24 protein-coding genes and 1 riboswitch are annotated in these 24,122 nt (G+C 71.4%); of the genes, 19 read left to right on the top strand and 5 right to left on the bottom strand.

What is annotated here, in order from left to right:
- Nucleotides 1-6 precede the first annotated feature (6 nt).
- The 4 genes from Q0L15_RS10790 (at nt 7) to Q0L15_RS10775 (ending at nt 5,194) form a co-directional block, all read left to right on the top strand.
- Nucleotides 7-846: a carbohydrate ABC transporter permease gene (locus Q0L15_RS10790; protein WP_296604268.1), complete on the top strand. Its 840-nt coding sequence runs from the start codon at nt 7-9 to the stop codon at nt 844-846.
- 102 nt (nt 847-948) lie between these two features.
- Entirely contained in the window at nt 949-1,941 is a 993-nt protein-coding gene (locus Q0L15_RS10785; RefSeq protein ID WP_296604267.1) for a LacI family DNA-binding transcriptional regulator, read from the top strand.
- The gene (locus tag Q0L15_RS10780) at nt 1,938-4,226 is read left to right on the top strand and encodes a glycoside hydrolase family 3 N-terminal domain-containing protein (protein ID WP_296604266.1); all 2,289 of its coding nucleotides are present in this window, start codon (nt 1,938-1,940) and stop codon (nt 4,224-4,226) included. The genes Q0L15_RS10785 and Q0L15_RS10780 overlap by 4 nt, the downstream gene beginning before the upstream one ends.
- Complete coding sequence (locus Q0L15_RS10775) at nt 4,226-5,194, top strand: acetylxylan esterase (RefSeq protein ID WP_296604265.1); 969 nt, start codon at nt 4,226-4,228, stop codon at nt 5,192-5,194. The genes Q0L15_RS10780 and Q0L15_RS10775 overlap by 1 nt, the downstream gene beginning before the upstream one ends.
- Before the next feature lie 23 nt (nt 5,195-5,217).
- Here Q0L15_RS10775 and Q0L15_RS10770 read toward each other — a convergent pair whose 3' ends face one another.
- Together Q0L15_RS10770 and Q0L15_RS10765 are read right to left on the bottom strand one after the other, a co-directional pair.
- Complete coding sequence (locus tag Q0L15_RS10770; RefSeq protein WP_296604263.1) at nt 5,218-6,060, bottom strand: phosphatase PAP2 family protein; 843 nt, start codon at nt 6,058-6,060, stop codon at nt 5,218-5,220.
- Between the two features lie 48 nt (nt 6,061-6,108).
- Entirely contained in the window at nt 6,109-6,909 is an 801-nt protein-coding gene (locus Q0L15_RS10765) for a crotonase/enoyl-CoA hydratase family protein (RefSeq protein ID WP_296604262.1), read from the bottom strand.
- Between the two features lie 47 nt (nt 6,910-6,956).
- Between Q0L15_RS10765 and Q0L15_RS10760 the strand changes: the two genes are divergently transcribed.
- The 4 genes from Q0L15_RS10760 to Q0L15_RS10745 all read left to right on the top strand — a co-directional run bounded on the left by Q0L15_RS10760 (nt 6,957) and on the right by Q0L15_RS10745 (nt 11,268).
- Nucleotides 6,957-8,603, top strand: coding sequence for an acyl-CoA synthetase (locus tag Q0L15_RS10760; protein WP_296604260.1), 1,647 nt, complete (start codon nt 6,957-6,959; stop codon nt 8,601-8,603).
- A 40-nt stretch (nt 8,604-8,643) separates the two neighbouring features.
- Nucleotides 8,644-9,747 carry a nitronate monooxygenase family protein gene (locus Q0L15_RS10755; protein WP_296604259.1) on the top strand — a complete coding sequence of 368 codons (1,104 nt, stop codon included), beginning with the start codon at nt 8,644-8,646 and terminating at the stop codon, nt 9,745-9,747.
- Between the two features lie 231 nt (nt 9,748-9,978).
- Nucleotides 9,979-10,227 carry a hypothetical protein gene (locus Q0L15_RS10750; RefSeq protein ID WP_296604258.1) on the top strand — a complete coding sequence of 83 codons (249 nt, stop codon included), beginning with the start codon at nt 9,979-9,981 and terminating at the stop codon, nt 10,225-10,227.
- A gap of 87 nt (nt 10,228-10,314) precedes the next feature.
- Nucleotides 10,315-11,268, top strand: a complete 954-nt coding sequence (locus Q0L15_RS10745; RefSeq protein ID WP_296604256.1) for a nitroreductase family protein — start codon at nt 10,315-10,317, stop codon at nt 11,266-11,268.
- Here Q0L15_RS10745 and Q0L15_RS10740 read toward each other — a convergent pair.
- From Q0L15_RS10740 to Q0L15_RS10730, 3 genes are read right to left on the bottom strand one after another with little or no spacing between them, the layout of a single operon-like run.
- Complete coding sequence (locus tag Q0L15_RS10740) at nt 11,234-12,283, bottom strand: hypothetical protein (RefSeq protein WP_296604255.1); 1,050 nt, start codon at nt 12,281-12,283, stop codon at nt 11,234-11,236. The two genes, Q0L15_RS10745 and Q0L15_RS10740, sit on opposite strands and share 35 nt — an antisense overlap.
- A gap of 53 nt (nt 12,284-12,336) precedes the next feature.
- Nucleotides 12,337-13,575 carry a DUF1501 domain-containing protein gene (locus Q0L15_RS10735; protein ID WP_296604281.1) on the bottom strand — a complete coding sequence of 413 codons (1,239 nt, stop codon included), beginning with the start codon at nt 13,573-13,575 and terminating at the stop codon, nt 12,337-12,339.
- Between the two features lie 5 nt (nt 13,576-13,580).
- On the bottom strand, nt 13,581-15,125 hold the full coding sequence (locus tag Q0L15_RS10730) for a DUF1800 domain-containing protein (RefSeq protein ID WP_296604254.1): 1,545 nt from the start codon (nt 15,123-15,125) through the stop codon (nt 13,581-13,583).
- A 236-nt stretch (nt 15,126-15,361) separates the two neighbouring features.
- Here Q0L15_RS10730 and Q0L15_RS10725 point away from each other — a divergent pair, with 236 nt between their 5' ends.
- From Q0L15_RS10725 to Q0L15_RS10675, 11 genes are all read left to right on the top strand, one after another.
- The gene (locus Q0L15_RS10725) at nt 15,362-16,765 is read left to right on the top strand and encodes a hemolysin family protein (RefSeq protein WP_296604253.1); all 1,404 of its coding nucleotides are present in this window, start codon (nt 15,362-15,364) and stop codon (nt 16,763-16,765) included.
- Nucleotides 16,762-17,811 carry a hemolysin family protein gene (locus tag Q0L15_RS10720; protein ID WP_296604252.1) on the top strand — a complete coding sequence of 350 codons (1,050 nt, stop codon included), beginning with the start codon at nt 16,762-16,764 and terminating at the stop codon, nt 17,809-17,811. The genes Q0L15_RS10725 and Q0L15_RS10720 overlap by 4 nt, the downstream gene beginning before the upstream one ends.
- A 64-nt stretch (nt 17,812-17,875) precedes the next feature.
- A complete protein-coding gene (locus tag Q0L15_RS10715) occupies nt 17,876-18,484 on the top strand; it encodes a CDP-alcohol phosphatidyltransferase family protein (protein ID WP_296604251.1) in 609 nt (202 codons plus the stop codon).
- Nucleotides 18,477-19,349, top strand: coding sequence for a DUF881 domain-containing protein (locus Q0L15_RS10710; RefSeq protein WP_296604249.1), 873 nt, complete (start codon nt 18,477-18,479; stop codon nt 19,347-19,349). The genes Q0L15_RS10715 and Q0L15_RS10710 overlap by 8 nt, the downstream gene beginning before the upstream one ends.
- The gene (locus tag Q0L15_RS10705; RefSeq protein WP_296604248.1) at nt 19,346-19,678 is read left to right on the top strand and encodes a DUF1290 domain-containing protein; all 333 of its coding nucleotides are present in this window, start codon (nt 19,346-19,348) and stop codon (nt 19,676-19,678) included. Before Q0L15_RS10710 ends, Q0L15_RS10705 begins: the two co-directional genes overlap by 4 nt.
- Entirely contained in the window at nt 19,671-20,468 is a 798-nt protein-coding gene (locus tag Q0L15_RS10700) for a DUF881 domain-containing protein (protein ID WP_296604247.1), read from the top strand. Before Q0L15_RS10705 ends, Q0L15_RS10700 begins: the two co-directional genes overlap by 8 nt.
- 61 nt (nt 20,469-20,529) lie before the next feature.
- Complete coding sequence (gcvH, locus tag Q0L15_RS10695; RefSeq protein WP_296604246.1) at nt 20,530-20,916, top strand: glycine cleavage system protein GcvH; 387 nt, start codon at nt 20,530-20,532, stop codon at nt 20,914-20,916.
- A 129-nt stretch (nt 20,917-21,045) separates the two neighbouring features.
- Nucleotides 21,046-21,597 carry an FHA domain-containing protein gene (locus Q0L15_RS10690; RefSeq protein WP_296604244.1) on the top strand — a complete coding sequence of 184 codons (552 nt, stop codon included), beginning with the start codon at nt 21,046-21,048 and terminating at the stop codon, nt 21,595-21,597.
- 8 nt (nt 21,598-21,605) lie between these two features.
- Nucleotides 21,606-22,346, top strand: coding sequence for a MerR family transcriptional regulator (locus Q0L15_RS10685; RefSeq protein ID WP_296604242.1), 741 nt, complete (start codon nt 21,606-21,608; stop codon nt 22,344-22,346).
- A gap of 40 nt (nt 22,347-22,386) precedes the next feature.
- Entirely contained in the window at nt 22,387-22,863 is a 477-nt protein-coding gene (locus tag Q0L15_RS10680) for a bifunctional nuclease family protein (protein WP_296604241.1), read from the top strand.
- A 518-nt stretch (nt 22,864-23,381) separates the two neighbouring features.
- On the top strand, nt 23,382-23,936 hold the full coding sequence (locus tag Q0L15_RS10675) for a MerR family transcriptional regulator (protein WP_366939566.1): 555 nt from the start codon (nt 23,382-23,384) through the stop codon (nt 23,934-23,936).
- Nucleotides 23,937-24,036: 100 nt separating this feature from the next.
- Nucleotides 24,037-24,122, top strand: a riboswitch (glycine riboswitch). This riboswitch is flagged as partial in the annotation.

The following is a 24,122-nucleotide window of genomic DNA, read 5'->3' as shown; positions in this document are numbered from 1 at the left end:
AAGGACATGGCATCGCGGCGCAAGAAGGAGTTCGGGGGCGGCAGTCCTCTGGTCTACTTCCTCGCACTCGCGGCGGTCGCGCTGACCGTGGGGCCCGTTCTCTACGGCGCCCTCGGCGGGTTCCGCAGCAACGAGCAGCTGGCACGTGACCCCGCCGGCCTGCCCGACCCCTGGGTGTGGAAGAACTACTCGGGAGTCATCAGCAACCCGGACTTCTGGCGCTACGCGATGAACTCGACGGTGATCGCGCTGATCACGACCGTGGTCGCGGTGCTGTTCGGCGTGATGGCGGCGTACCCGCTCGCGCGCTACCAGTTCAAGCTGCGCGAGCCGCTGTTCATGGTGTTCGTCCTCGGCCTGCTGTTCCCGGCTGCCGTGGCGATCATCCCGCTGTTCATCCTGGTCACCCGGGACCTCCACATGGGCAACAGCTGGTGGGGTGTCGCGCTTCCGCAGGCGGCGTTCGCACTGCCCATCACCGTGGTGATCCTGCGACCGTTCCTGATGGCGATCCCCAAGGAGCTCGAGGAGGCCGCGCTCATCGACGGCGCGTCCCGCGTCGGGATCTTCCGGTGGCTGGCGCTTCCGCTGTCCGTGCCGGGCCTGATCACGACCGGTGTGCTCGCCTTCGTCGGCTCGTGGAACGCCTACCTGCTGCCGCTGCTGCTGCTGCAGGAGGACATGCGTACTCTTCCGCTCGGCGTCGCGGACTACTCGACCGAACACTCCGCCGACACTGCCGGCGTCCTCGCCTTCACCACGCTGGCGATGATCCCGGCCCTCCTGCTGTTCCTGACGATGCAGCGACGCATCGTCGGTGGACTGCAGGGTGCGGTCAAGGGCTGAGCCCGAAGGCACGTGGGAGAGGACCTCGAAGTGAAGAGCAGGACGCCGGGCCGAGACGGACACGATGCATCCTCGGAGCTGTCCGTCCCCGGCCGGGTCACCATGCAACAGGTGGCCGCCGAGGCCGGCGTCTCCGTGTCGACCGTCTCGAAGGTGATCAACGGGCGGTACGGCGTCGCCAGCGAGACGTTCGACCACGTGACGGCTGTCGTCAACCGGCTGGGCTACGAGGCGAGCCTCGTCGCCCGGAGCCTGCGCAACAGCCGGACCAACGTCATCGGCGTGCTGGTCGCGGACTTCGAGCCCTTCAGCGCCGAGGTCCTCAAGGGCGCCGCGGACGCGATCCGCGGCACCGGCTTCGAGCTCCTGGCCTACTCGGCCGGCGGCCGGGTCGACGAGCACGTCGGTTGGGAGCGGCGCTACCTCTCCCGGCTGATGGGCACGCTCGTCGACGGGGCCGTGCTCGTCACGCCGACCGTGACCGACGTGCAGCACGACGGCCCGATCGTGGCGGTCGACCCCCACACGGGCCGCTCCAGCCTGCCGACGGTCACCGCCGACAACCTGCAGGGCGCCCGGCTGGGCGTCGACCACCTGCTCGAGCTGGGCCACCGTCGGATCGGCATGGTGACCGGACGACCCGACCTGATCTCGGCCCGGTTGCGTGAGCGCGGCTACCGGGAGGCGCACGCCGCCGCCGGTGTTCCGGTCGACGAGAGCCTCCTGCGACTCGGCGCCTTCGAGCACGACCAGGGTCGCGACGCCGCTCGCGAGCTGCTGATGATGCGCGATCGGCCCACGGCGATCTTCGCCGCCAACGACCGGACCGCGCTCGCCACCCTGGAGGTGGCCGCCGAGCTCGGCATCAGCGTCCCCGACCAGCTCTCGGTCGTGGGCTTCGACAACATCCCCGAGTCAGCGCTCGCGGACCCCCCGCTCACCACGGTGCAGCAGCCGATGCGGCAGATGGGGTACGACGCGATGACGATGCTCGTGGCCCTCATCGAGGGCCACGACCTGCCCCACATCCACACCGAGCTCGAGACCACCCTGGTGCGTCGCAGTTCGACCACATCGCCAGGAGGCGCATCATGACCGAGCTGTGGCACGACCCCGAAGCCTCCGTCGAGGCGCGTGTGTCGGACCTGATGGGGCGGATGACGCTCAGCGAGAAGATCAGCCAGCTCTCGGGCATCTGGAAGGTCGACCCCGACGTCGGTGAGATGGCGCCGATGCTGCGCGACGGGATGGGGCCCGCCCAGCTCTGGAACAACCTCATCGCCGACGGCCTCGGCCAGCTCACCCGGCCCTTCGGCACCGAGCCGGTCACGCCGGCGGCGGGGCTCGAAGCCCTGGCCGAGCGGCAGCGCCAGGTCGTCGCCGCCAACCGGTTCGGCATCCCGGCCCAGGTCCACGAGGAGTGCCTCACCGGCCTCAACGCGTGGCAGGCCACCGTCTACCCCGCTCCGCTGTGCTGGGCGGCGTCCTTCGACCCGGCGCTGGTGGAGCGCATGGGCGCCAAGATCGCCGCCGACATGCGCCGCCTGGGCATCCACCAGGGCCTCGCCCCGGTGCTCGACGTCGTCCGCGACGCCCGGTGGGGCCGGGTCGAGGAGAGCCTCGGCGAGGACCCGTTCCTCGTCGGCCTCGTCGGCAGCGCCTACGTCCGCGGACTCGAGTCCGGTGGCGTCGTGGCGACGCTCAAGCACTTCGCCGGCTACTCCGCGTCGCGCGCGGCGCGCAACCTCGCGCCCGTGTCCATGGGGCCGCGTGAGTTCGCCGACGTGATCCTGCCGCCCTTCGAGATGGCGCTGCGCGCCGGAGCCCGCTCGGTGATGAACTCCTACACCGACACCGACGGCGTCCCCGCCGCCGCCGACAGGGCGCTGCTCACGACGCTGCTGCGCGACACGCTGGGCTTCGACGGGGTCGTCGTGGCCGACTACTTCGCGATCGCGTTCCTCGAGACGCTCCACCACGTCGCAGGATCGCCCGGCGAGGCCGCCCGGCTCGCCCTGGAGGCCGGCATCGACGTCGAGCTCCCGTCGGTGAACGCCTACGGCGACCCGCTCCTCGAGGCCGTCGAGGCCGGGCTGGTGGACGAGAAGCTCGTCGACCGTGCCCTGACCCGGGTGCTGACCCAGAAGTGCGAGCTCGGCCTGCTCGATCCCGGCTGGGCTCCCGCCGAGGTGGGCGACGTGGACCTCGACGACCCGACGTCGCGCGCGATCGCGCTCGACCTGGCTCGGCGCTCGACGGTGCTGCTGGCCAACGACGGGACGCTCCCGCTGCGCGACGGCGCCCGGCTCGCTGTCGTCGGCCCCCGAGCCGACACGGCGCAGGCCATGATGGGCTGCTACTCCTTCCCGATGCACGTGCTGGTGCACTACGACGACATCGAGATCGGGCTGGACGTGCCGACGGTGCGCGAGTCGCTGGCCGCCGACTACGACGTCACGTACGCCGAGGGCTGCCCGGTGCTCGGCGGCTCCGACGAGCAGATCGCGGAGGCCGTCGCGGCCGCCCAGGCGGCGGACGTGTGCGTGGCGGTGCTCGGCGACCAGGCGGGCCTGTTCGGCAAGGGCACGTCCGGCGAGGGCTGCGACGTCGCCACGCTCGACCTCCCCGGCCGCCAGGAGGAGCTGCTCGAGGCACTGCTCGCGACCGGCAAGCCCGTCGTCGCCGTGCTGCTCGTCGGCCGGCCCTACGACCTCAGCCGTCAGGCCGACCGGCTGGCCGGCCTGGTCTGCGGCTTCTTCCCCGGCGAGGAGGGCGCCCGCGCGATCGCCGACGTGCTCAGCGGCCGGGTCAACCCCTCCGGCCGACTCCCGGTCAGCTTCCCCGGTGCGGGGTCGACCCAGCCGTCGACGTACCTCGCCGCCCCGCTGGGTCAGCGCAGCGAGGTCAGCGTGGTCGACCCGACCGCGCTCTACCCGTTCGGCCACGGCCTGTCGTACGCGGACGCGACGTGGGGTGACGTCTCGGCCGTCAGCGGCGAGCAGTGGGACACCGAAGGCAGCTGCGAGATCGCGGTCGAGCTCGCCAACGACGCCGACCGATCGGTCTCCGAGGTCGTCCAGGTCTACCTCCACGACCCGGTCTCCTCGGTCGTGCGCCCGGTGCAGCAGCTCGTCGCTGCCGCGCGGGTCGACCTCGAGCCCGGCGAGCGCACGCGGGTGCGCTTCGAGCTGTCGGCCGACCTGACGTCGTTCACGGGTCGTGACCTGGTCCGCATCGTCGAGCCGGGGGCGGTCGAGCTGCGCGTCGGCGCCTCGAGCACGGACATCCGCGAGGTGCTCCGTCTGGAGCTGGTCGGGACCACCCGCCAGGTCGGCGCCGAGCGGGTGCTCCAGCCGACGGTCGTGGTCGAGGCCCGCTGATGCCCTGGTTCGACCTCTCCGAACCGGAGCTGCAGGACTACCGCATCGCCACGCCCGAGCCCGAGGACCTCGACGCGTTCTGGGCGGCGCGTCTCGCCGAGGCCGACGCCGCAGCCACACCGACCACGCTCACCCGCCACGCCGAGGACGCCTACGGCGCCGTCGCCGTCTACGACGTCGAGTTCTCCGGCGCGCGCGGGGATCGGATCCGGGGATGGTTCCTCCAGCCCCCCGGAGCCCGGGACGTCCCGGTCGTCGTCACCTTCATCGGGTACGGCGGCGGCCGGGGCCTTCCCGTGGAGCACCTGGCGCTGCCGGCGATCGGCATCGCGTCGTTGGTCATGGACACCCGCGGCCAGGGCGGTGGGTGGACCACCGGCGCCACCGGCGACCCGGGACGCCCGGCCGACGGCCCGGAGCACCCCGGGGTCATGACCCGTGGCATCACCAGCCCGGAGACCTACTACTACACGCGGCTGATGACCGACGCCGCCCGAGCCGTCCGGGTCGCCTCGGAGCTCGACGGAATCGACGCGAACCGCCTCGGCGTCCAGGGAACGAGCCAGGGTGGGGGGCTCGCCCTGGCCGCAGCCGCTCTGCAGCCCGACCTCGTCAAGGTCTGCCACGCCGACGTGCCGTTCCTCTGCGACCTCCAGCGGGCCGTCGGCCTGACGGGGGAGTTCCCCTACCGCGAGGTCGCCAACTTCCTCTCCCAGCAGGTCGACCTGGCCGAGCGCGCGCTCGACACGCTGCGCTACGTCGACTGTGCGCTGCTGGCCCGACGGATCCGCGCCACCACGTTGATGAGCGTGGGGCTGATGGACGAGATCTGCCCGCCCTCGACGGTCTACGCGGCCTACCACGAGATCGACGCGCCCAAGGAGATCGCGGTGCACCGCTTCGGGAGCCACTCGGTCCCCGGTGCCCACCACGAGCGCCGCCTGCGGCACCTGCGCGCCACGCTCTGACGCGGCCGCCGGTCGCGGTCGGGTCAGTGCTCCTCGGCGTACGCCGGCGCGGGCGCGACCTCGAGCGGGGCGGCGGCCTCGCGCCGTCGTGCGATCCGGGAGCGGACGAGCGTGTCGAGGGCCAACCCGGCCCACAGCAGGAGGACCGCCACGATGCCGTCCATCCACCAGTGGTTGGCGGTGGCGGCGACCACGAGCGTGGTGAGCACGACGTGGAGGAGGAAGACCCACCGCCACCGGCTGGTCGAGGCGGCGACGATGCCGAACGAGACGACCGCCGCCCACGCCACGTGGATCGAGGGCATCGCAGCGAACTGGTCAGACACCCCGGTGGTCACGTCCGAGCCGTAGACCGAGATGCCGTAGTGGTGCGTCAGGTCCTCGTAGCCGAGGTCGGGGAAGAACCTCGGGGGAGCGACGCGCACGAACCTGATGAACAGGCAGGCTGCGGTCACCAGTGCGAGGCCGTTGCGCCAGTGGGGGTACTGGTCGCGGTGCCGGACGAAGAGCCAGACGAGGAACGCGATCAGCGCGGGGACGTGCAGCGTGGCGTAGTAGTAGGTCGTCGGGTCACCGAGCCAGTCGTGGCGCAGCACGAACTGCTGCAAGGAGAGCTCGGTCGGCAGGTGCAGCGCCTGCTGGATCCGGTCGATGTCGCGGCCGCGCTCCATCGCCCCGGAGGCGGTGGCGAGTGGCAGCTTGCGCGCCAGCCGCCACACCGAGTACAACGCCGCGATCAGGGCGAACTCGCGGGCCGCGGGCTCGAGCGCACGGGCGAGGTCGGTGCGGGTACGGCGCAGCACCAGCCCCAGCATCACGCTGAGGAGGGCGGCCAGGGCGGCCTGGTCCCAGGTCGGCCACGGCACGTGACCAGTCTGCCAGCGGGACCGCCCGCGCGGAGACGAACCCCCGCGTCAGCGGCCCTGGAACTGCGGGGCGCGCTTCTCGGCGAAGGCGCGGGGGCCCTCCTTGGCGTCCTCGGAGGCGAAGACGGCCATGCCGACCGCCGCGTCGCCGGCCCAGCAGTCCTCCTCGTGCTTGCCCTCGGAGTCGCGGACGGTCTTGAGGATCGCCTGGACGGCCAGCGGGCCGTTCGCGCAGATCAGGTCGGCGATCTCGTGGGCCTTCGCGAGCGCCTCGCCGTCGGGGACGACGTGGCCGATCAGCCCGATCTCCTTCGCCTCGGGTGCCGTGACCAGCCGGCCGGTCAGCAGCAGGTCGAGCGCGACCGTGTAGGGGATCTGCCGGGGGAGTCGGACGGCGGAGCCGCCCATGGGGTACAGGCTCCACTTCGCCTCAGCCACGCCGAACCTCGCGGACTCGCCCGCGATCCGGATGTCGGTGCCCTGCAGGATCTCGGTGCCGCCCGCCACGGCCGGCCCCTCGACGGCGGCGATCAGCGGCTTGGTGAGACGGAACCCCTTGAGCAGTCCCTTGATCACCGAGGGGTCGAAGCCGGACTTGAAGCTCTCGTCGGGGGAGCGCTTGGTCGCGGCCTTGAGGTCCATGCCGGCGCAGAAGAACCCGCCGGCCCCGGTGAGGATGCAGACCCGGATCTCCGGATCGCTGTTGACCCGGTCCCAGGCCTCCTCCATGATCGCCATCATCTCCCCGGAGAGGGCGTTGCGCGCCTCGGGCCGGTTCATCGTGACGATCAGCTTGTGTCCGTCCTGCTCGACGAGGCAGTGCGGCGCGGCGGTCTCCGGGGTGGTCATGGAGCGCGATGCTAGCCAAAAACAAGAACGTGTTCTAGTCTCGCGCCGTGGCTCACAACATCGCTGACCTCTTCGAACACGCAGTCGACGCCGCCCCCGAGAACCTCGCCCTCAAGGTCGGTGACCGGGCCGTGACGTACGCCGAGCTCGAGGCCGACGCCAACCGGCTCGCGCACTACCTGCAGGCCCAGGGTGTGGGTGCGGGTGACCACGTGGCGATCTACGCCAAGAACAGCATCGAGCACGTCGTCGCGACGCTGGCGATCGTCAAGATCCGGGCGACGACGATCAACGTGAACTACCGCTACGTCGAGAGCGAGCTCGACTACATCTTCGACAACGCCGACGTCGTCGCACTCATCCACGAGCGCTCCTACGCGCCGCTGGTGGCCAAGTGCTGGCCCAAGCACGAGAAGCTGGGCGTCGCCGTGGTCCTCGACGACGCGCTCGACCCCGCGGACCGGTCGGACTTCTCGTCGTACGGCGGTGTCCACTACGACGAGGCGATGGCCGGCCAGAGCGCCGAGCGCGACTTCGGCGAGCGCAGCCCCGACGACATCCACATCATCTACACCGGCGGGACGACCGGCTTCCCCAAGGGTGTGATGTGGCGCCACGAGGACTTCTGGCGGGTGCTGGGCGGCGGGATCGACTTCTACACCGGCGCGCTGATGGAGGAGTACGACCAGTCCAAGCAGGCCACGGACCCGCGGATGGTCACGTTCCCGCTCAGCCCGCTCATGCACGGCGGCGCCCAGGCCGGCCTCCTGATGCACCTGTTCGCCGGGCACCTGACGATCCTCGAGCCCAAGTTCGACCCGGTGCGCACCTGGGAGATCATCGACCGCGAGAAGGTCCAGCTGATCTTCATGACCGGCGACGCGATGGCCCGTCCCCTCATCGAGGCCTACGAGGCCGGCGGGTTCGACGGATCGAGCCTGTTCGCGATCTCCAGCAGCGCCGCGATCTTCAGCCCGCCGGTGAAGGCGCGGTGGATGGCGGCCTTCCCCAACGCGGTGTTCACCGACTCGGTCGGATCGACCGAGACCGGCTTCGGCGGCATGGGCATGCAGGACCCCAACAACATCTCCACCGACGGACCCGTCGTCGCGCTCGGTCCGGGCAGCGTCGTGCTCGATGAGGACAACAAGATCCTCGACATGGAGAGCAACGTCGGTCGCACCGGTCGGCTCGCCCGCGGTGGCTCGGTGCCGGTCGGCTACTACAAGGACCCGGTCAAGTCCGCGGCGACGTTCATCGAGGTCGACGGCGACCGCTACTCGGTGCCGGGCGACTTCGCCCGGATCGAGGAGGGCGGCCGCGTGACGCTCCTCGGGCGAGGGTCCAACTGCGTCAACACCGGCGGCGAGAAGGTCTACCCGGAGGAGGTCGAGATGGCGGTCAAGGGCCACCCCGCCGTCTACGACGTCCTGGTGGTCGGGATCCCCGACGAGAAGTACGGCCAGGCCGTGGCCGCCGTCGTCGAGCTCCGCGAGGGCTCGAGCCTCGAGCTGGAGGAGCTGCGCGAGTACCTGCGCGAGTTCCTCTCCGGCTACAAGCTGCCGCGCTCGCTGACGATCGTGGACCGCATCCCCCGCAACGCCACCGGCAAGGCGCAGTACCCGCGGGCCAAGGAGCTGGCGATGGCCGGCTTCGCCGCGAAGGCGGCCGTCGTGGACCCCACCTCCGTCTGACGCACACCCTCGATTGCAGGAGATCTCAGGAGAGATGACCATGCGTACCCCGATCTGCGACACCTTCGGGATCGACTACCCGATCTTCGCGTTCACCCCCTCCGAGCACGTGGCCGCGGCGGTGTCGCGCGCGGGCGGCCTCGGCGTGCTGGGCTGCGTCCGCTTCAACGACACCGAGGAGCTCGAGCGCACGCTGAGCTGGCTCGACGACAACACCGACGGCAAGCCGTACGGCGTCGACATCGTGATGCCGATGAAGATCCCGACCGAGGGCACCTCGGTGGACCTGAAGACGATGATCCCCGAGGAGCACATCAGCTTCGTCGAGCGCACCCTGCAGCGGCTCGGCGTGCCTCCGCTCCCCGAGGGCGAGGGCCGCGACGGCGTGCTCGGCTGGCTGCACTCCGTGGCCCGCTCGCACCTCGACGTCGCGCTCAACCACCGACCGGTCCTGATCGCCAACGCGCTCGGCTCGCCGCCGGTCGACGTCATCGAGAAGTGCCACGAGCACGGCATCCTCGTCGCGGCGCTGGCCGGCGCGGCCAAGCATGCCCGCTCCCACGTCGCCAACGGCGTCGACATCATCGTCGCGCAGGGCTACGAGGCCGGTGGGCACACCGGCGAGATCGCCAGCATGGTGCTCCAGCCGGACATCGTCGACGCCGTCGGTCCCGACGTCCCGGTCCTCGGCGCCGGCGGCATCGGCTCCGGCCGCCAGGTCGCCGCCTCGCTGGCCCTGGGCTCGCAGGGTGTGTGGACGGGTTCGATCTGGCTCGGCACCGAGGAGTACCAGAACCTGCAGTCCAACGCCGGGTGGACCGAGGCGTTCACCCGTGCCACCTCCTCCGACACCGTGCGCACCCGCATCTACACCGGCAAGCCGGCGCGGCTGCTCAAGACGAAGTGGACCGAGGCCTGGGCCGAGGCGGAGGCTCCCGAGCCGCTGCCGATGCCGCTGCAGAACCTGTTGGTCGCCGATGCCCACAACCGGATCAACGCCTCTGGCGACCCCGACGTCATCTCGATGCCGATCGGGCAGATCGTCGGTCGGATGAACGACGTGCGTCCGGTCGCCGAGGTCATGGCCGGTCTCGTCGCGGAGTTCGAGGAGGCCGTCGGGCGCCTGGAGTCGATCCGCAAGTAGCCGCGCGCCGACGCACGGCCGGCAGCGGGCTCGCGCGCCGGACTGTTGCGGTTTGGTCACCAACGACAGAGATCTCGGGTCGGGGGATGTCGTTGGTGACCAAACGACGACGGTCGGTGACCCGGGGGCCGTCGCGAAGATCACGCTGCGATCGCGGCGCAGCATCCGGGCCGGTGGCATCATGGGTGGCAGAGGGGATCAACCCGCATCACCAGGTCTGGGGGGACTGAGATGCGCGACGTACTGCACGCCATCGCCACCGCACTCGTGATCGCGATCGCCGCCGTCTGCACGATGGTGCAGGTCGCCGACGTCCAACACGCGCTCGACCGGCTCCAGCACGACGAGAGCTCGGTCCAGCAGGTCGATCGAGGCCAGGACACCGGGCCCGACACCGGCCAGCAGACCGGCCAGCAGACCGGCCAGCAGACCGGCCAGCAGGGCGACCGGAACGGCCCCCGCGACACCCGCCGGAGGTAGGTCCGGGTCCACCGCCTCCCGACCGGCGGACCTTCGCCCCTGACCTCCCGATCGCCCCGCCCGTCAGGCTCGGACATGGGAGGTCCCATGTCGATCACCGAGCTCGTCGCAGCAGCCGCCTGGGCGCCGTCGTCGCACAACACCCAGCCGTGGCGGTGGGCGGTCGCGTCCGACGAGTCCCGCGTCGAGCTCTACGCGGACCGGGCCCGCGCCCTGCCGGTCAACGACCCCCGCGGCCGCGAGCTCGTCATCAGCTGTGGGGCCGCGCTCTTCGCGCTCCGGGTGGCGGCCGCGCACGCCGGGATGGGCACGATCGTCCAGCCCTACCCCGAGGGCGACACCGACCCCGACCACCTGGCCACGGTGCACCTGACCGACGCACCCGGCGACGAGGCCGACCTCTACGACGCTGTCGCCACGCGACGTACGCACCACGGTCCGTTCGAGCGGGCGACGGTCGACGCGCGGACCCTCGCGACGCTCACGGCCGCGGCGGCGGCCGAGGGGGCAATCCTCCACGTGATGGACGCCTTGCAGCGCAACTCCGTCGCGGGTCTCGTGGGCGAGGCGGACCACGTCTTGTGGTGCGACCGCGGATGGCGCCGGGAGCTCGCCCGCTGGTTCCGCATCCGGCACGGTGGCGACGGGCTGCCGGTCTCGGTCGCCTCCTTGGTGCCGACCCGGTTCGTGGTGGCGCACCTCGACCTGGGCCGCCGGCTGGGCGCCACCGACGCGCGCCTGGTGTCCGAGGCGCCGGCCGTGGTCGTGCTGGCGACCCAGGAGGACGAGCCCGAGGACTGGCTCTGCGCCGGCCAGGCGCTCCAACGGGTGCTGCTCACGGCGACACGGGAGGGACTCTCCGCCGCCTTCGAGAACCAGCCGTGCGAGGCCAGCCCCGCGCTCCGAGCCCGGTTGGGCGCAGTCGTCCACGGGCACGTGCCCCAGATGGTCGCCCGGCTCGGCCCCACCGCCCCGGCCCGGCCGACCCCGCGGCGTCCCGTGGCCGTCAGCGAAGGTCGGGGTGCGCCCGCCCGGCGATGAGCGGCAGGTCGAGGTAGGTCCGGATCCCGGGCTCGGCGGCCACGACGTACGGGATCGAGTTGACGCAGTGCAGTGCGGTCGCGACCACGCCCGGGTTGCGGACGAGCCCTTCCTCGACGGTCTCCGGCTGCCAGCCCTTGATGGTGACGAACGTGTTCGGGTCGCCACGCACCTCGACCTCGAACCTCTCGCCCTGGGGACCGAAGGTCCACGCCGGCTCGAGGTGCTCCTCGCCCATCAGCCAGTTGACCGCGATGCGTACGACGCACGCGTCGCGGACGAACGCCTCCCACACGAACCGCTGGCCCGCCACGCGTCCCGGCTCGATGACTCCGATGGGGGTCTGGATCGGGGCGGTCGCCACCGCGACCTCCTGTGAGGTGCGGATCTCCGCGTCCCGGGAGAACCCCAGCGCGTCCAGGCACATCCGCACCGATTGGACGAAACCGCCGGAGAGCAGGCCGAGCATCGGCCCGCCCATCGCCTCCTCCGGAGGCCCACCGAACATCATGATGTGGCGCACCACGTCCGGTGCGTTGTAGGTGCGGATGTCAGAGAACTCCTCGCCACGCACGAAGGTGACGGAGGAGGAGAGCGCTGAGAACATCAACGGGTGGAGCTCGGTGATGCCTCCCGGGTTGATGCCCGTGCCGTGCAGGGTGCTCCCACCCTCGGCGCAGGCCGCCGCGAGCGGCGCGCCGTCCTTCTCGGTGGGGTAGAACCAGCCGACCGGCGTCACGACGTTCTTGCCCGCGCGCAGCAGCGCGGCGACCTGGTCGCGGTCGGGGATCAGCGGTGCGTACAGCACCGCGTCGGCCGGCAGTGCCAGGATCTCCTCCACGCTGCTGGTCGCGCGCACCCCGATCGGGTCGGTGCCGAGGATCTCGCCGACGTCGAGGCCGTGCTTGTCGGCGCTGTGCACCCAGCAGCCGACCAGGTCGAGCTCGGGGTGCTGCAGGATTCCTTCGATGGCCGCCCGGCCGACGCCGCCGGTGGCCCACTGGATGACGCGCACGCCCGACACGCTCGCAGATAGAACAGGTTCTTGTCGACGGTCCCCGCGCCGGGTCACAGCGAGGTCATCACCCCGACCGGCTCGGGGGAGAAGCGCGGGAACACCGCGGCGGTCGAGGCCCCGAACCGGGTCGCGACGACCTCGGCGAGCACGCTGCGGTAGTCGGTGGTCACCGGGACGTCGGAGTCGACGTCGCCGGTGAGCGGGGCCATCGTGCCGTAGTAGCGGCCGCCGCGGACGCCGGCGCCCGCGACGAACATGACGTTGCCGTAGCCGTGGTCGAGACCGTAGCTGTCGTTCTGGGCGACCCGGCGGCCGAACTCGCTGATCGTCACCAGCGTGACCTTGTCCGACTGGTCGCCGAGGTCGTCGAAGAACGCGGCGAGCGCGGTGGCGAGGTCGCGGGTGTTGTCGCGGAGCCAGCCGCGCTCGGAGCTGCCGAGGTCGGCGTGCATGTCCCAGTCGCCCTGGTCGACGGTGATCACCTCGACGCCGACGTCGCCGCGGATGACGCGGGCCACCTCGCAGAGGGCTCGGCCCAGGTCGGTGCGCGGGTAGGACGCGCGGTGGTCGGCGGCCTCGCGGACCGGTGCGAAGTCGTCGAGCGCCCCGAACAACGAGCGCATCGCCGTACCCAGCGTGCTGGGGTCGGCGTCCCAGAGACGGTGCAGCGAGGCGCGCCGTCCCTTGGTGGTGTCCCACTTGTCGTCGCCCGGGATCTGCACCGAGTCGACGTCGCCGGCGGACATGACGGCCTGGGTGCCGTACAGCGAGGTCGGTACGACGCCTCCGCCCACGTTGAAGCCCTGCAGCGGGGAGGTCCCGGCGTCGGTGCCGATGAGCCGGTTGAGCCAGCCGGTGCGGGCGTCCGAGCCGGGGTCGGCGTCCTCGACCTCCTCCATGGCGGAGAAGTGCGACCGGTTGGGCGCCGGCAGCCCGGTGCCGTGGACGGCGGCCAGCCGGCCGCTCTGCCACAGCGGCAGCAGCGGGGCGAGCTCGGGATGGAGGCCGAACTTGCCGTCCTTGACGAGGAGACGATCGGTGGGGACGGCGATGTCGGGCCGCGAGGAGTAGTAGACCGGGTCGTCGTGGGGGACCACCAGCGAGAGCCCGTCGGCCGCGCCGCGCAGGGAGAGCACCACGAGCACGGACCGGGCGGGCGTGAGCGCGGAGGCGGAGGTGGTGATCGCGGCCGAGCCCACGACGGTCGTGGCGCCCGCGAGCGCGACCACGCCCGAGAACAGGCCGCGGCGCGAGACCCGCGCGAACTCGGGGCAGCAGGGTCGGCTCATGGTGGTCACCGGGTCAGGAAGGCGGGGGAGTCGAGGAACGTGGTGAGCAGCCGCGGCATGTTCCACTTCACCAGGCCGTGGTCGCGGGTGATCCGCTCGCGCGGACCGACGTCGACGGCGAGACAGCACGCCTCGAGCAGCTGGGAGGTGGAGCGACGGTGGAGGAGGACCTGCGAGAGGTGGTCGACCAGCAGGTCGAAGCGCATCGGGAAGTCAGGCACCCACCAGGCCGGCGGGTGGTAGCGGACGCCCTCGGTCGGCCACCAGCCCCCGGACAGGCTCAGGTGGAGGTCCATCGAGGCCAGCATCCGCGACGGTGAGGCCCAGGACCGGTTGTCGACCGGCTGGCCGTCGGGCCGGGGCCAGTCGAAGGGCTTGGTGCCGATGCCGTCGACCTGCCACAGCAGCGCGTTGGCGGCGTGCTCGTCGCCCGCGTCGCCGGCGGGAGGTGCCGTGAGCCGCAGGTCCAGGGCGCGGTAGGAGGCGACGAGGTCCTCTCCCGGGTCGCGGACCTTGGCCCCGACCGAGGTGCGGAACGCGGTGGAGGACACCAGCGACCTGAGCACCGGTGCGATCTCGGTGTCGTGGTCGAGGTAGACCCGGGCGAGCTGGTCGACGAGCTGCTGCGGCGGGTCGTCGCTGACGAACTTCACCGCGAGCTTGCGGCCGATCCGCTGCGCTGTGCTCGGGTGGTGGGCCAGGTAGGTCAGGTAGGCGCGCGTGACGTCACGACCGTCGGGGTCGGCGTTGGGGTGGCTGAAGCCCATCACCCGTACCGGTCCGGTCGCGTGCCAGGCGCGGCGGTACTCCGCCTGGAAGGTGTCCCACATGTCGACGCTCCACCCGGTGAGGATCCGCGCGGACGCCTTGACGTCCCCCTCGTCGTAGGCGCCCCGGCCCACGGTGTGCAGCTCGAGCAGCTCGCGGCCGAGGTTCTCGTTGGGGTGCCGCTCGGTGGACTCGACGTTGTCGAGGCTGATCAGCATCGCGGGGTGGGTGATGGTCGCCTGCAGCAGGTCCTCGAACCGCCCGAGGGCACGGCTGCGGATGGCGTCGCCGTACTGCCGTCGCCAGACGCCCTGGGCGTCGCCGTTGACCGGCACGTTGAAGTGGTTCTCCCAGAACTCGGTCATCACCTCGAGCACCTGGCAGCGCGAACGCATCCGGCGCACGAGCACCCAGCGCTGGTAGTCGAACATCACCTCCCACACGCCCTCGACGTCGTCGCGCTGGCGCCGCCACAGCTCGGTGGCGCCGCGGGAGAGGCTCGGCCACCAGTCGCGCAGCGCCTCGGTGCCGGGGTCGGACACCGACGCGGGACGCAGCTGGGCCGCGAACCACTTCTGGGCGCCGCCGGCCGCTCGGACCTGCGCGGCCAGGGTGGGCGTCACGCCGTAGGAGAAGCGCCCGACCAGGTGTCGGGCCGCAGTGCCGAGCAGGGGTCGACCGCGGTAGTGGGCGGGGCTGTACGCCGAGGAGGCGGCCGCGGCCCTCCCGGTGCCCGCACCGACGACGGTCCCGGCGGCCACGCCGGTGGCAGCGCTCGCCACGACGGCGCGGCGAGAGACCGGGGGAAGTGCCCGAGACCGGGCCCGAGACCGAGAGGTGGACATGGAGCGACCAGCGTAAGCGTCGATCGGTCGTCTCGGGCCTGTTCGAGGAATGTCGTCGCGGCCCCGACGCCGGTAGAGTGCTGGGGCACCAGACCCGAAACCCAGTGAGGACCCGACGCCCAGCTCATGGACGGCTCTCAAAGTCCCCGGCTCTCCTCGCAGGGAGAGCGACGATGACCGCGTGGGTGCTGCTGGTGGCAGCGCTGCTCCTGATCCTCGCCTGCGGCGTGTTCGTCGCTGCCGAGTTCGCGTTCGTCACCGTCGACCGCAGCCAGGTCGAGCGCGCCGCCGCGGCCGGTGACAGCGGTGCGAGCGGCGTCCAGCAGGCCCTGCGCAGCCTGTCGACCCAGCTCTCCGGGGCGCAGGTGGGCATCACGATCACGAACCTGGCCATCGGCTACCTCGCCGAGCCCGCCATCGCTGAGCTGATCGACGGGCCGCTGCGCTCGCTCGGCACGCCCGAGGGCGCGATCACCCCGGTGGCGGTCGGCATCGGCCTGACCCTCGGGACGGTGCTCACGATGATCTTCGGCGAGCTGGTGCCCAAGAACCTGGCCCTGGCCAAGCCGATGGAGGTCGCGCGGGCGACCCAGAGGTTCCAGCGATCGTTCACGGCGCTGGCCCGCGGGCCCATCCGGGTGCTCAACGGCTCGGCCAACGCCGTGGTCCGTCGCCTGGGCATCGAGCCCCAGGAGGAGCTCCGCTCGGCGCGCAGCTCGACCGAGCTCGCCTCGCTGATCCAGCGCTCGGCCGACCTCGGCACCCTCGACGTGGAGACCGCCGAGCTGATGGAGCGCTCCGTGGAGTTCGGCGCCCGCACGGCCGGCGAGATCATGACGCCCCGCGTGCGCTCGAACAGCCTCGAGGCCAACGACCGCGCCAGCGCGGTCATCGAGCTGACTCGGGCCACCGGCCACTCCCGCTTCCCGGTGCTGGACGCCGAGGAGAACGTCGTGGGCACGGTGCACGTCAAGAACGCCGTCGCGCTGCCCGTCTACGAGCGCGCGACCACCAAGGTCAAGCACCTGATGGCCAAGCCGATCGTCGTCCCGGACTCCCTGCGGCTCGACCCGTTGCTGGCCCTGCTGCGCAAGGACGGGTTCCAGCTCGCGGTGGTCATGGACGAGTACGGTGGGTTCGCCGGGATCGTCACCCTCGAGGACGTGGTCGAGGAGATCGTCGGTGACATCGCCGACGAGCACGACGGGCTCAGCGCCAAGGGGCGGTTGCAGCGCGACGGGACCTGGTCGCTCTCGGGTCTGCTGCGGCCCGACGAGGTCGAGGACCTCACCGGCATCGCACTGCCCGACCACGAGGACTACGACACGATCGCGGGGCTGGTCCTCCGCGTCCTCGGCCGGGTGCCCGAGGTCGGCGACCTGGCCGAGGTCAGCGTGCCCGACCGGTCCGACCCCGACGAGCCGGCGGAGCGGCTCGCCGTCCTCACGGTGGCCCGGATGGACGGCCTCCGGATCGACCGCCTCACCCTGCGCCTGCTCGACGGTGGGGCCGACGACGGACCCGTGGGCGGCGAGGGCCGTGCGGCGCACCGCCACGGCGAGGGAGGCTCCCGATGAGCCCGGCGACCGCGATCCCCCTGGCGATCCTCCTCGTGCTCGGCAACGCGTTCTTCGTCGGCGCGGAGTTCGCGCTCGTGTCGGCCCGCCGCACCCAGCTCGAGCCGCGCGCGGAGGCCGGATCGCGGATGGCGCGCACGACGATCAAGGCGATGGAGAACATCTCGCTGGTGATCGGCGTCAACCAGCTCGGCATCACGGTGTGCTCCCTGGTGCTCGGTGCGGTCGGCGAGCCCGCGGTCGCGCACGCGGTCGAGCCCGTCCTGCACGCCGCCCACGTCCCCGAGTCGTTCCTCCACCCGACCTCGTTCGTGATCGCGCTCGGCGTCGTGGTCTACCTGCACGTGGTGCTCGGCGAGATGATCCCGAAGAACATCGCGCTCGCCGGTCCCGACCGTGCTGCGCTCGTGCTCGGGCCGCCCATCTGGGGCATCGTGACCGTGCTGCGTCCCGTGGTGGTCGTCATCAACGCGATCGCCTCGGGCGTGCTGCGGCTCATGGGCGCCCGGCTGACCGACGAGGTGAGCTCGACGTACACCCGCGAGGAGGTCGCGGCGCTGGTCGAGGAGTCCCGGGGCGAGGGGCTGCTCGAGGCCGACGAGTACGACCGGCTGGCGGGGGCGCTGGGGTTCACCGAGAAGACCGTCGCCGCCGTGCTGATGCCGCCGGACTCGCTGACCACCGTGGCGCGCGGCGCGACCGGGGCGGAGGTCGAGGCGCTCTGCGCGGCCACCGGGTTCAGCAGGTTCCCCGTGACAGGGGCCGACGGCTCGCTGGTCGGCTACCTCCACATCAAGGACGTGCTCGAGCCCGACGAGGAGCGGCGGTCGCGGCCGGTGGCGGACCGGTGGATCCGTCCCTTCGCCCCGGTCGTCGCCGACGAGCCGCTGCACGGTGCGCTCGAGACGCTGCAGCGGCGGGGCGCACACATGGCCCGGGTCGTCGACGTCGAGGGCCGCACGCTGGGTCTGGCCACGCTCGAGGACGTCATCGAGGAGCTGGTCGGCGAGATCCGCGACGCCGCGCACCTCGAGGACCACGCCTGACGCGTCCGCGGCGGTACGGCCAGTAGGGTGGCCTCGGCAGGGCACCCGGGCAGACAGGCGAGCAGTGGCGGACGACTCGACGCGCAACCGCGTGTGGACGCTACCCAACGTGCTCAGCCTGATCCGGCTCGCCGGCGTGCCGGTGTTCCTCTGGCTCGTCCTCGGGCCCGAGGCCGACGGCTGGGCGCTTGCCCTGCTCATGGTCTCCGGCGTGACGGACTTCCTCGACGGCTACCTCGCACGCCGACTCGGCCAGACCTCGACGCTCGGCCAGATCCTCGACCCGGTCGCCGACCGGCTCTACATCCTGGCGGTGGTCGTCGGCCTGGCGCTGCGCGAGGTGATCCCGTGGTGGGCCGCGGTGTCGCTGCCCCTGCGCGACCTCCTGCTGTGGGGCCTGGTGCCGCTGCTGCGGACCCGCGGCTACAGCGCGCTTCCGGTCCACTTCCTCGGCAAGGCCGCGACGTTCAACCTGCTCTACGCCTTCCCGCTGCTGCTGCTCGGCGACGGCGACGGGACGGTCGCCACGTTGGCCAACGTCTTCGGCTGGGCCTTCGCGCTGTGGGGGATCGGCCTCTACTGGTGGGCCGGACTGCTCTACGCCTGGCAGGTGCGCACCCTGCTCGCCACCACCGAGCGACGGCACGAGGGCGTGGGCGCTCCGGATGCCTGAGCCGACCCCCGCCGAGCGCGTCAGCATCCCGCTGCTCACGCTCATCACCCAGCAGTCGCTCGACGAGGACTACCGACACGTCGCGGAGCGCCGGGCGAGCCAGGGCGGGGGATCGACGCGGCGTCGTACGCTCGGCACGGCGACCGTCGTGCTGGCCGCGTTCGGCCTGCTCGTCACCGTGGCGGCGGTCCAGAACTCCCAGCAGGCGGGCATCCAGACCGCCAGCCGGGCCTCGCTCATCGCGAACATCGAGGAGCGGCGCGACGACGTCGCCACGTTGGAGGAGCGCCTGTTCGACCTCCAGGAGCTCAACGTCTCGCTCCAGGACAATCTCGACGACATCACCGCCTCCTCGCAGTCCGCGCTGGCTCGCGTGGAGCGGCTGGGCGTCGTCACCGGCCTGCAGGCGGTCACAGGTCCGGGGGTGCGCGTCACCGTCGGCGACGGTCCGAATGACGCCGTCCGCGCCGCCGACCTGCGGGCGCTGGTCGACGGACTGTGGAACGCCGGCGCCGAGGCCATCGCGATCAACGGGCAGCGGCTCACCGCGCGGTCGGGGCTCGCCAACTCCGGCGCGGCCATCCGCGTGGTCGGCAACAACCGCACCCTCTCGCCCAAGTACGTCGTCGAGGCCATCGGCGACCGGGGGACCCTGCAGGCCGACCTGATGCAGACGAGCAGTGGACTGCTGTTCCGTGACACGGCTGCTCGCTTCGGGCTGCCCGTGAGCATGGACAATGTGGAGCGACTCTCGCTGCCCGCGGCTCCCCAGCGCCTGCTGCGGATGAGCTACGCCGTCGCGGGGACGGCAGCGCAGCACAAGATGCATGACAAGCAGGATCCTCGGAAGGAGGACATGCCGTGATCGCCGCACTCGGGCTTCTGGTCGGGATCGTGCTGGGCGTGGTGTTCCAGCCCGACGTCCCCCCGTCGTTGGAGCCGTACCTCCCGATCGCGGTGGTCGCCGCCCTCGACGCTGTCTTCGGCGCGCTGCGCGCCTATCTCGACGGCATCTTCGACGACAAGGTCTTCGTGGTGTCGTTCGTGAGCAACGTGGTGATCGCTGCCGCGATCGTCTTCCTGGGCGACAAGCTCGGGGTGGGTGGCCAGCTCACGACCGGCGTCGTCGTCGTCCTCGGCATCCGGATCTTCTCCAACGCCGCCGCCATCCGAAGGCACCTGTTCCATGCCTGACCACGTGCCCGATCAGCGACCGAACGACGTGCCCGCGCACGCCGGCGCGACCGACACCGACGACCAGAGCACCGGTCGTGAGCGGCTGCTGAGCGCGCTCGTGCGCCCTTCGCGCGGTCAGGTCATCGTGGCGGTCCTGCTCGCCGCGCTCGGGTTCGCGGCGGTCACGCAGGTGCGCTTCACCGAGGTGGACAACACCTACGGCAGCCTCCGGGAGCAGGACCTCATCAACGTGCTGAACGGGCTCGCCGGCACCAGCCAGCGCACGGAGGCGCAGATCGCGCGGTTGCAGCGAGCCCGCGACGACCTGCTGTCCAAGACGGGCTCGCGCGAGGCGGCGCTCGCCCAGGCGCAGGAACAGGCGGACCAGCTGGCGATCCTCGCCGGCCTCGTGCCGGTAACCGGGCCCGGCATCCGCCTCACGGTGACGGAGGAGACCGGCACCGTCGACGTACAGAGCATGGTCGACACCTTCCAGGAGCTGCGCACCGCCGGCGCCGAGGCCATCCAGGTCAACGGACAGGTCCGGGTGGTGGTGAGCACCGCCGTGGAGGACGCCCCGGGAGGTCTGCTGATCGGCGGACAGCTGGTCACCTCGCCGTACGTCATCGACGTCATCGGCGAGCCGCAGACGCTGACCAGCTCCGGCGTCGAGTTCCCCGACGGACCGCGCCAGCTGTTCGAGGACGACGGCGCGAGCGTGACGGTCGACAAGCTCGCCTCGCTCGACATCGAGAGCGTCGTCAAGCCGACCGAACCGGAGTACGCCGTACCGGACCCATCGCAGTAATCTCACCGCTGGAGCACCCCACTCCCCGCCCGTGCCGGCGGTCCACTCAGGAGGAGACGCCTTGTACCCCGACGACCTGAAGTACACGACCGAGCACGAGTGGGTGCGCGAGCCCGGGGAGCACGAGGGCTCGGTCCGGATCGGGATCACCCACTACGCCCAGGACGCGCTCGGCGACATCGTCTACGTCTCGCTCCCCGAGCTGGGGGAGAGCGTGACCGCGGGCAGCACCTGCGGCGAGCTCGAGTCCACCAAGTCGGTCAGCGACGTCTACGCGCCGATCTCCGGCGAGGTCGTCGCCCGCAACGACGCCCTCGACACGACCCCCGAGCTGGTCAACAACGACCCGTACGGCGGTGGCTGGCTCTTCGAGGTCGTCCCGAGCGACCGGGCCGAGCTGGACGGCCTGCTCGACGCCTCGACGTACGAGGGGTCGCTCGAGGGCTGAGCGTTTCGCTCCCGGCGGCCGGCAGTCACCGGGATCGTCCTTGATCGCCGGGGTGAGGCTGATAGGTTCGGAGCAACCGTCAACCTCAACCCGGCCTTGAGGGTTTGCCCCCGACCGAAGGACAGACCGATGCCGTTCTGCACCGCGTGTGGCACGCAGAATCCCGACGACGCTCGCTTCTGCGCCCAGTGCGGGACCCGCCTGGTCACGCCCGGGGCAGGGGCCCCGTCCACGCCCGCGCCGTCCACCCCCGGTGGCGCCGAGGGCTCGGGGGAGTCCACGGCAACGATCGCCATCGGCCTGGGCGGGGAGAAGGTCGAGACCTCCGACCGTCAGCTCAACGCGGTCGACGCGGCGGCGGTCGACGCGCTGCCGGCCGGCCACGCCCTGCTCGTCGTCCAGCGCGGCCCCGGTGCGGGCAGCCGTTTCCTCCTCGACGACGACGTGGTGAACGCCGGTCGCCATCCCGACAGTGAGATCTTCCTCGACGACGTGACGGTCTCGCGTCGGCACGCGGAGTTCCACCGCTCCGGCGACACCTTCACCGTCAGCGACGTGGGCAGCCTCAACGGCACCTACGTCAACCGGGACCGCATCGACCGGGTGCAGCTCACCGACGGCGACGAGGTGCAGATCGGCAAGTACCGCCTGGTGTTCTTCTCCGGACACGCGGGCAGGTGAGCGGGGACGTGTCCGCAGCCACGGGCGCCTCCTCGACCGCGCGGGCGCGCATGAACATCGGGCAGGTGCTCGACCAGCTGCGCCCCGACTTCCCGGGGATCACGATCCCCAAGATCCGCTTCCTCGAGGACAAGGGGCTGATCAAGCCCGAGCGGACGCCTGCCGGCTATCGGAAGTTCTCCCACGGCGACGTCGAGCGGCTGCGCTACGTGCTGCGGATGCAGCGCGACCACTACCTGCCCCTGAAGGTGATCGGCGAGCACCTCGACGCGATCGACCGTGGTCTCGAGCCGCCACCGATCGAGCCGGTGGTGCCCACCGTGCCGACGGTCGCGCTGGCCGCCGACGGGCTGCCCAGCCCCGCGTCGTTCCGCCGCAGCGACCACGTGCGGATCTCGCGCCGCGAGCTGGTCAAGATCGCCGGCATCACCGAGGAGCTGCTCGACCAGCTCGAGCAGTTCGGGCTGATCACGCCGCGCACCGGCACCGGCCACTACGACACCGACGCCCTGGTGATCGCGCAGACCGCCCGCGAGCTCGCCGACTACGGCTTCGAGCCGCGCCACCTGCGGGCCTACAAGACCGCGGCCGACCGCGAGGTCGGTCTGGTCGAGCAGGTCGTCGCGCCCCAGAAGCGCGGTCGCGACGCTGCCGCCAAGGCGCGGGCGGAGGAGACGGTCAGCGAGATCGCGGCCCTCTCGGTGCGACTGCACGCCACCCTGGTCAAGGCCGGGCTCCGCACGACCTGAGCCCACGACGTGCGCTGGCGCCGGGGGTTACTGTGGTGACGTGCGCGAAGTCGATGTCATGGGAGTCAGGGTGGAGATGCCCTCGAACCAGCCGATCGTGCTGCTGCGCGAGGTCTCGGGCGAGCGTTACCTCCCCATCTGGATCGGTGCCGCGGAGGCGACGGCGATCGCGTTCGCCCAGCAGGGCGTCATCCCACCGCGGCCGCTGACCCACGACCTGATGAAGGACGTGCTCGAGGCGACCGGCAACGAGCTCACCGAGGTGCAGATCACCGATGTCAAGGACGGCGTGTTCTTCGCCAACCTGGTCTTCGGCTCCGGGGCCGAGGTCAGCGCCCGTCCCTCCGACTCGATCGCCCTAGCGCTGCGCACCGGCACCCGCATCGTGTGCGCCGAGGAGGTCCTCGACGAGGCCGGGCTCGCCGTCCCGGCCGAGCAGGAGGACGAGGTCGAGAAGTTCCGTGAGTTCCTCGACCAGGTCACCCCCGAGGACTTCGACGCCCCCACCGAGCCCTGAGCGCACCGAGGGCACGCACCTGGCTGCGTTGTCGTCGCTCGACGGCCCGCTTCGGTCACCCCAACGGGATCGTGGCTGCGCTCCGCGGCTCGGAAATGATGTCGTTTGGTCACCAACCGCAGGCCGGGAGCGCTCCCACGTGTCGTTGGTGACCAAACCGCAGCCTGGACCAGCCACGAGGTCGGCGCGGTCCCCGAGGGGCGGATCGATGTCGTTTGGTCACCAACGACAGACATCAGGCGCGAACCGATGTCGTTGGTGACCAAACGGCAGCCGGAATCGACCCTAAACACTGACCCTCAAGTAGAGGGTGAGGGTTGCGACACGCCGGGCACGTCTTTGACGGGTCTGCGGACGGGGCCTACCTTGAAGTGTCTCTGTTGTAACTCCCACCGTGTGGTGCCCCGGGCTTGCCGGGCCGCGCGGCACCTTCCCCCCGGGATTTACGCACAACGGAGTAGCCCACGGAGGACCGTGTGAACGAGAACGAGCAGCAGTCGGAGAACGCCGAGGCGGCCCTGGCTGCGCACGTCGCCGAGGAGCAGGGCCTGCTCTTCACCGACGACGTCTCCCCGCTGCCGAGTGACACCGGCTACCGCGGTCCGACAGCCTGCAACGCCGCGGGCATCTCCTACCGCCAGCTCGACTACTGGGCCCGCACCGGGCTGATCGAGCCCACCGTGCGCGGCGCCAAGGGCTCCGGCTCCCAGCGTCTCTACTCCTTCCAGGACATCTTGCTGCTCAAGGTCGTCAAGCGGCTGCTCGACGCCGGCATCTCGCTGCAGCAGATCCGTACGGCGGTCCAGCACCTGCGCCAGCGCGGCACCGACGACCTGACCCGCGTCACGCTCATGAGCGACGGCGTCTCGGTCTACGAGTGCACCAGCAACGACGAGATCATCGACCTGCTCCAGGGTGGGCAGGGCGTGTTCGGCATCGCCATCGGCGGTGTGTGGCAGGAGATCGAGGGCACCCTCGCCGAGCTGCCCAGCGAGCGCACCGCCGAGCCCGAGGCCACCCCGGCCGCCGGCGACGAGCTCGCCGCCCGTCGGGCGGCCCGCAAGACCGGCTGACCCACCGCCGCCACGTCCTCCACCTCGACCCGCCCGGGCTCAGCACTTTCGGGCGGGTCGAGGTCGTCGTGGGGGTTTCGAGGTAGATTGGTCGAGCTGACACTCCTGCACGGGAGAGTCCCCGGCCGCGAGCAGCGGGCGGGGCGCCGAAGGGGCAATTCCTCCCCGGAACCTCTCAGGCCTCAG

The sequence above is a fragment of the Nocardioides sp. genome (genome assembly GCF_024509035.1).
Lineage (GTDB): Bacteria > Actinomycetota > Actinomycetes > Propionibacteriales > Nocardioidaceae > Nocardioides.
Note: the sequence above shows the minus strand (reverse complement) of the source record. Positions and strands in the feature narration are given on the sequence as shown.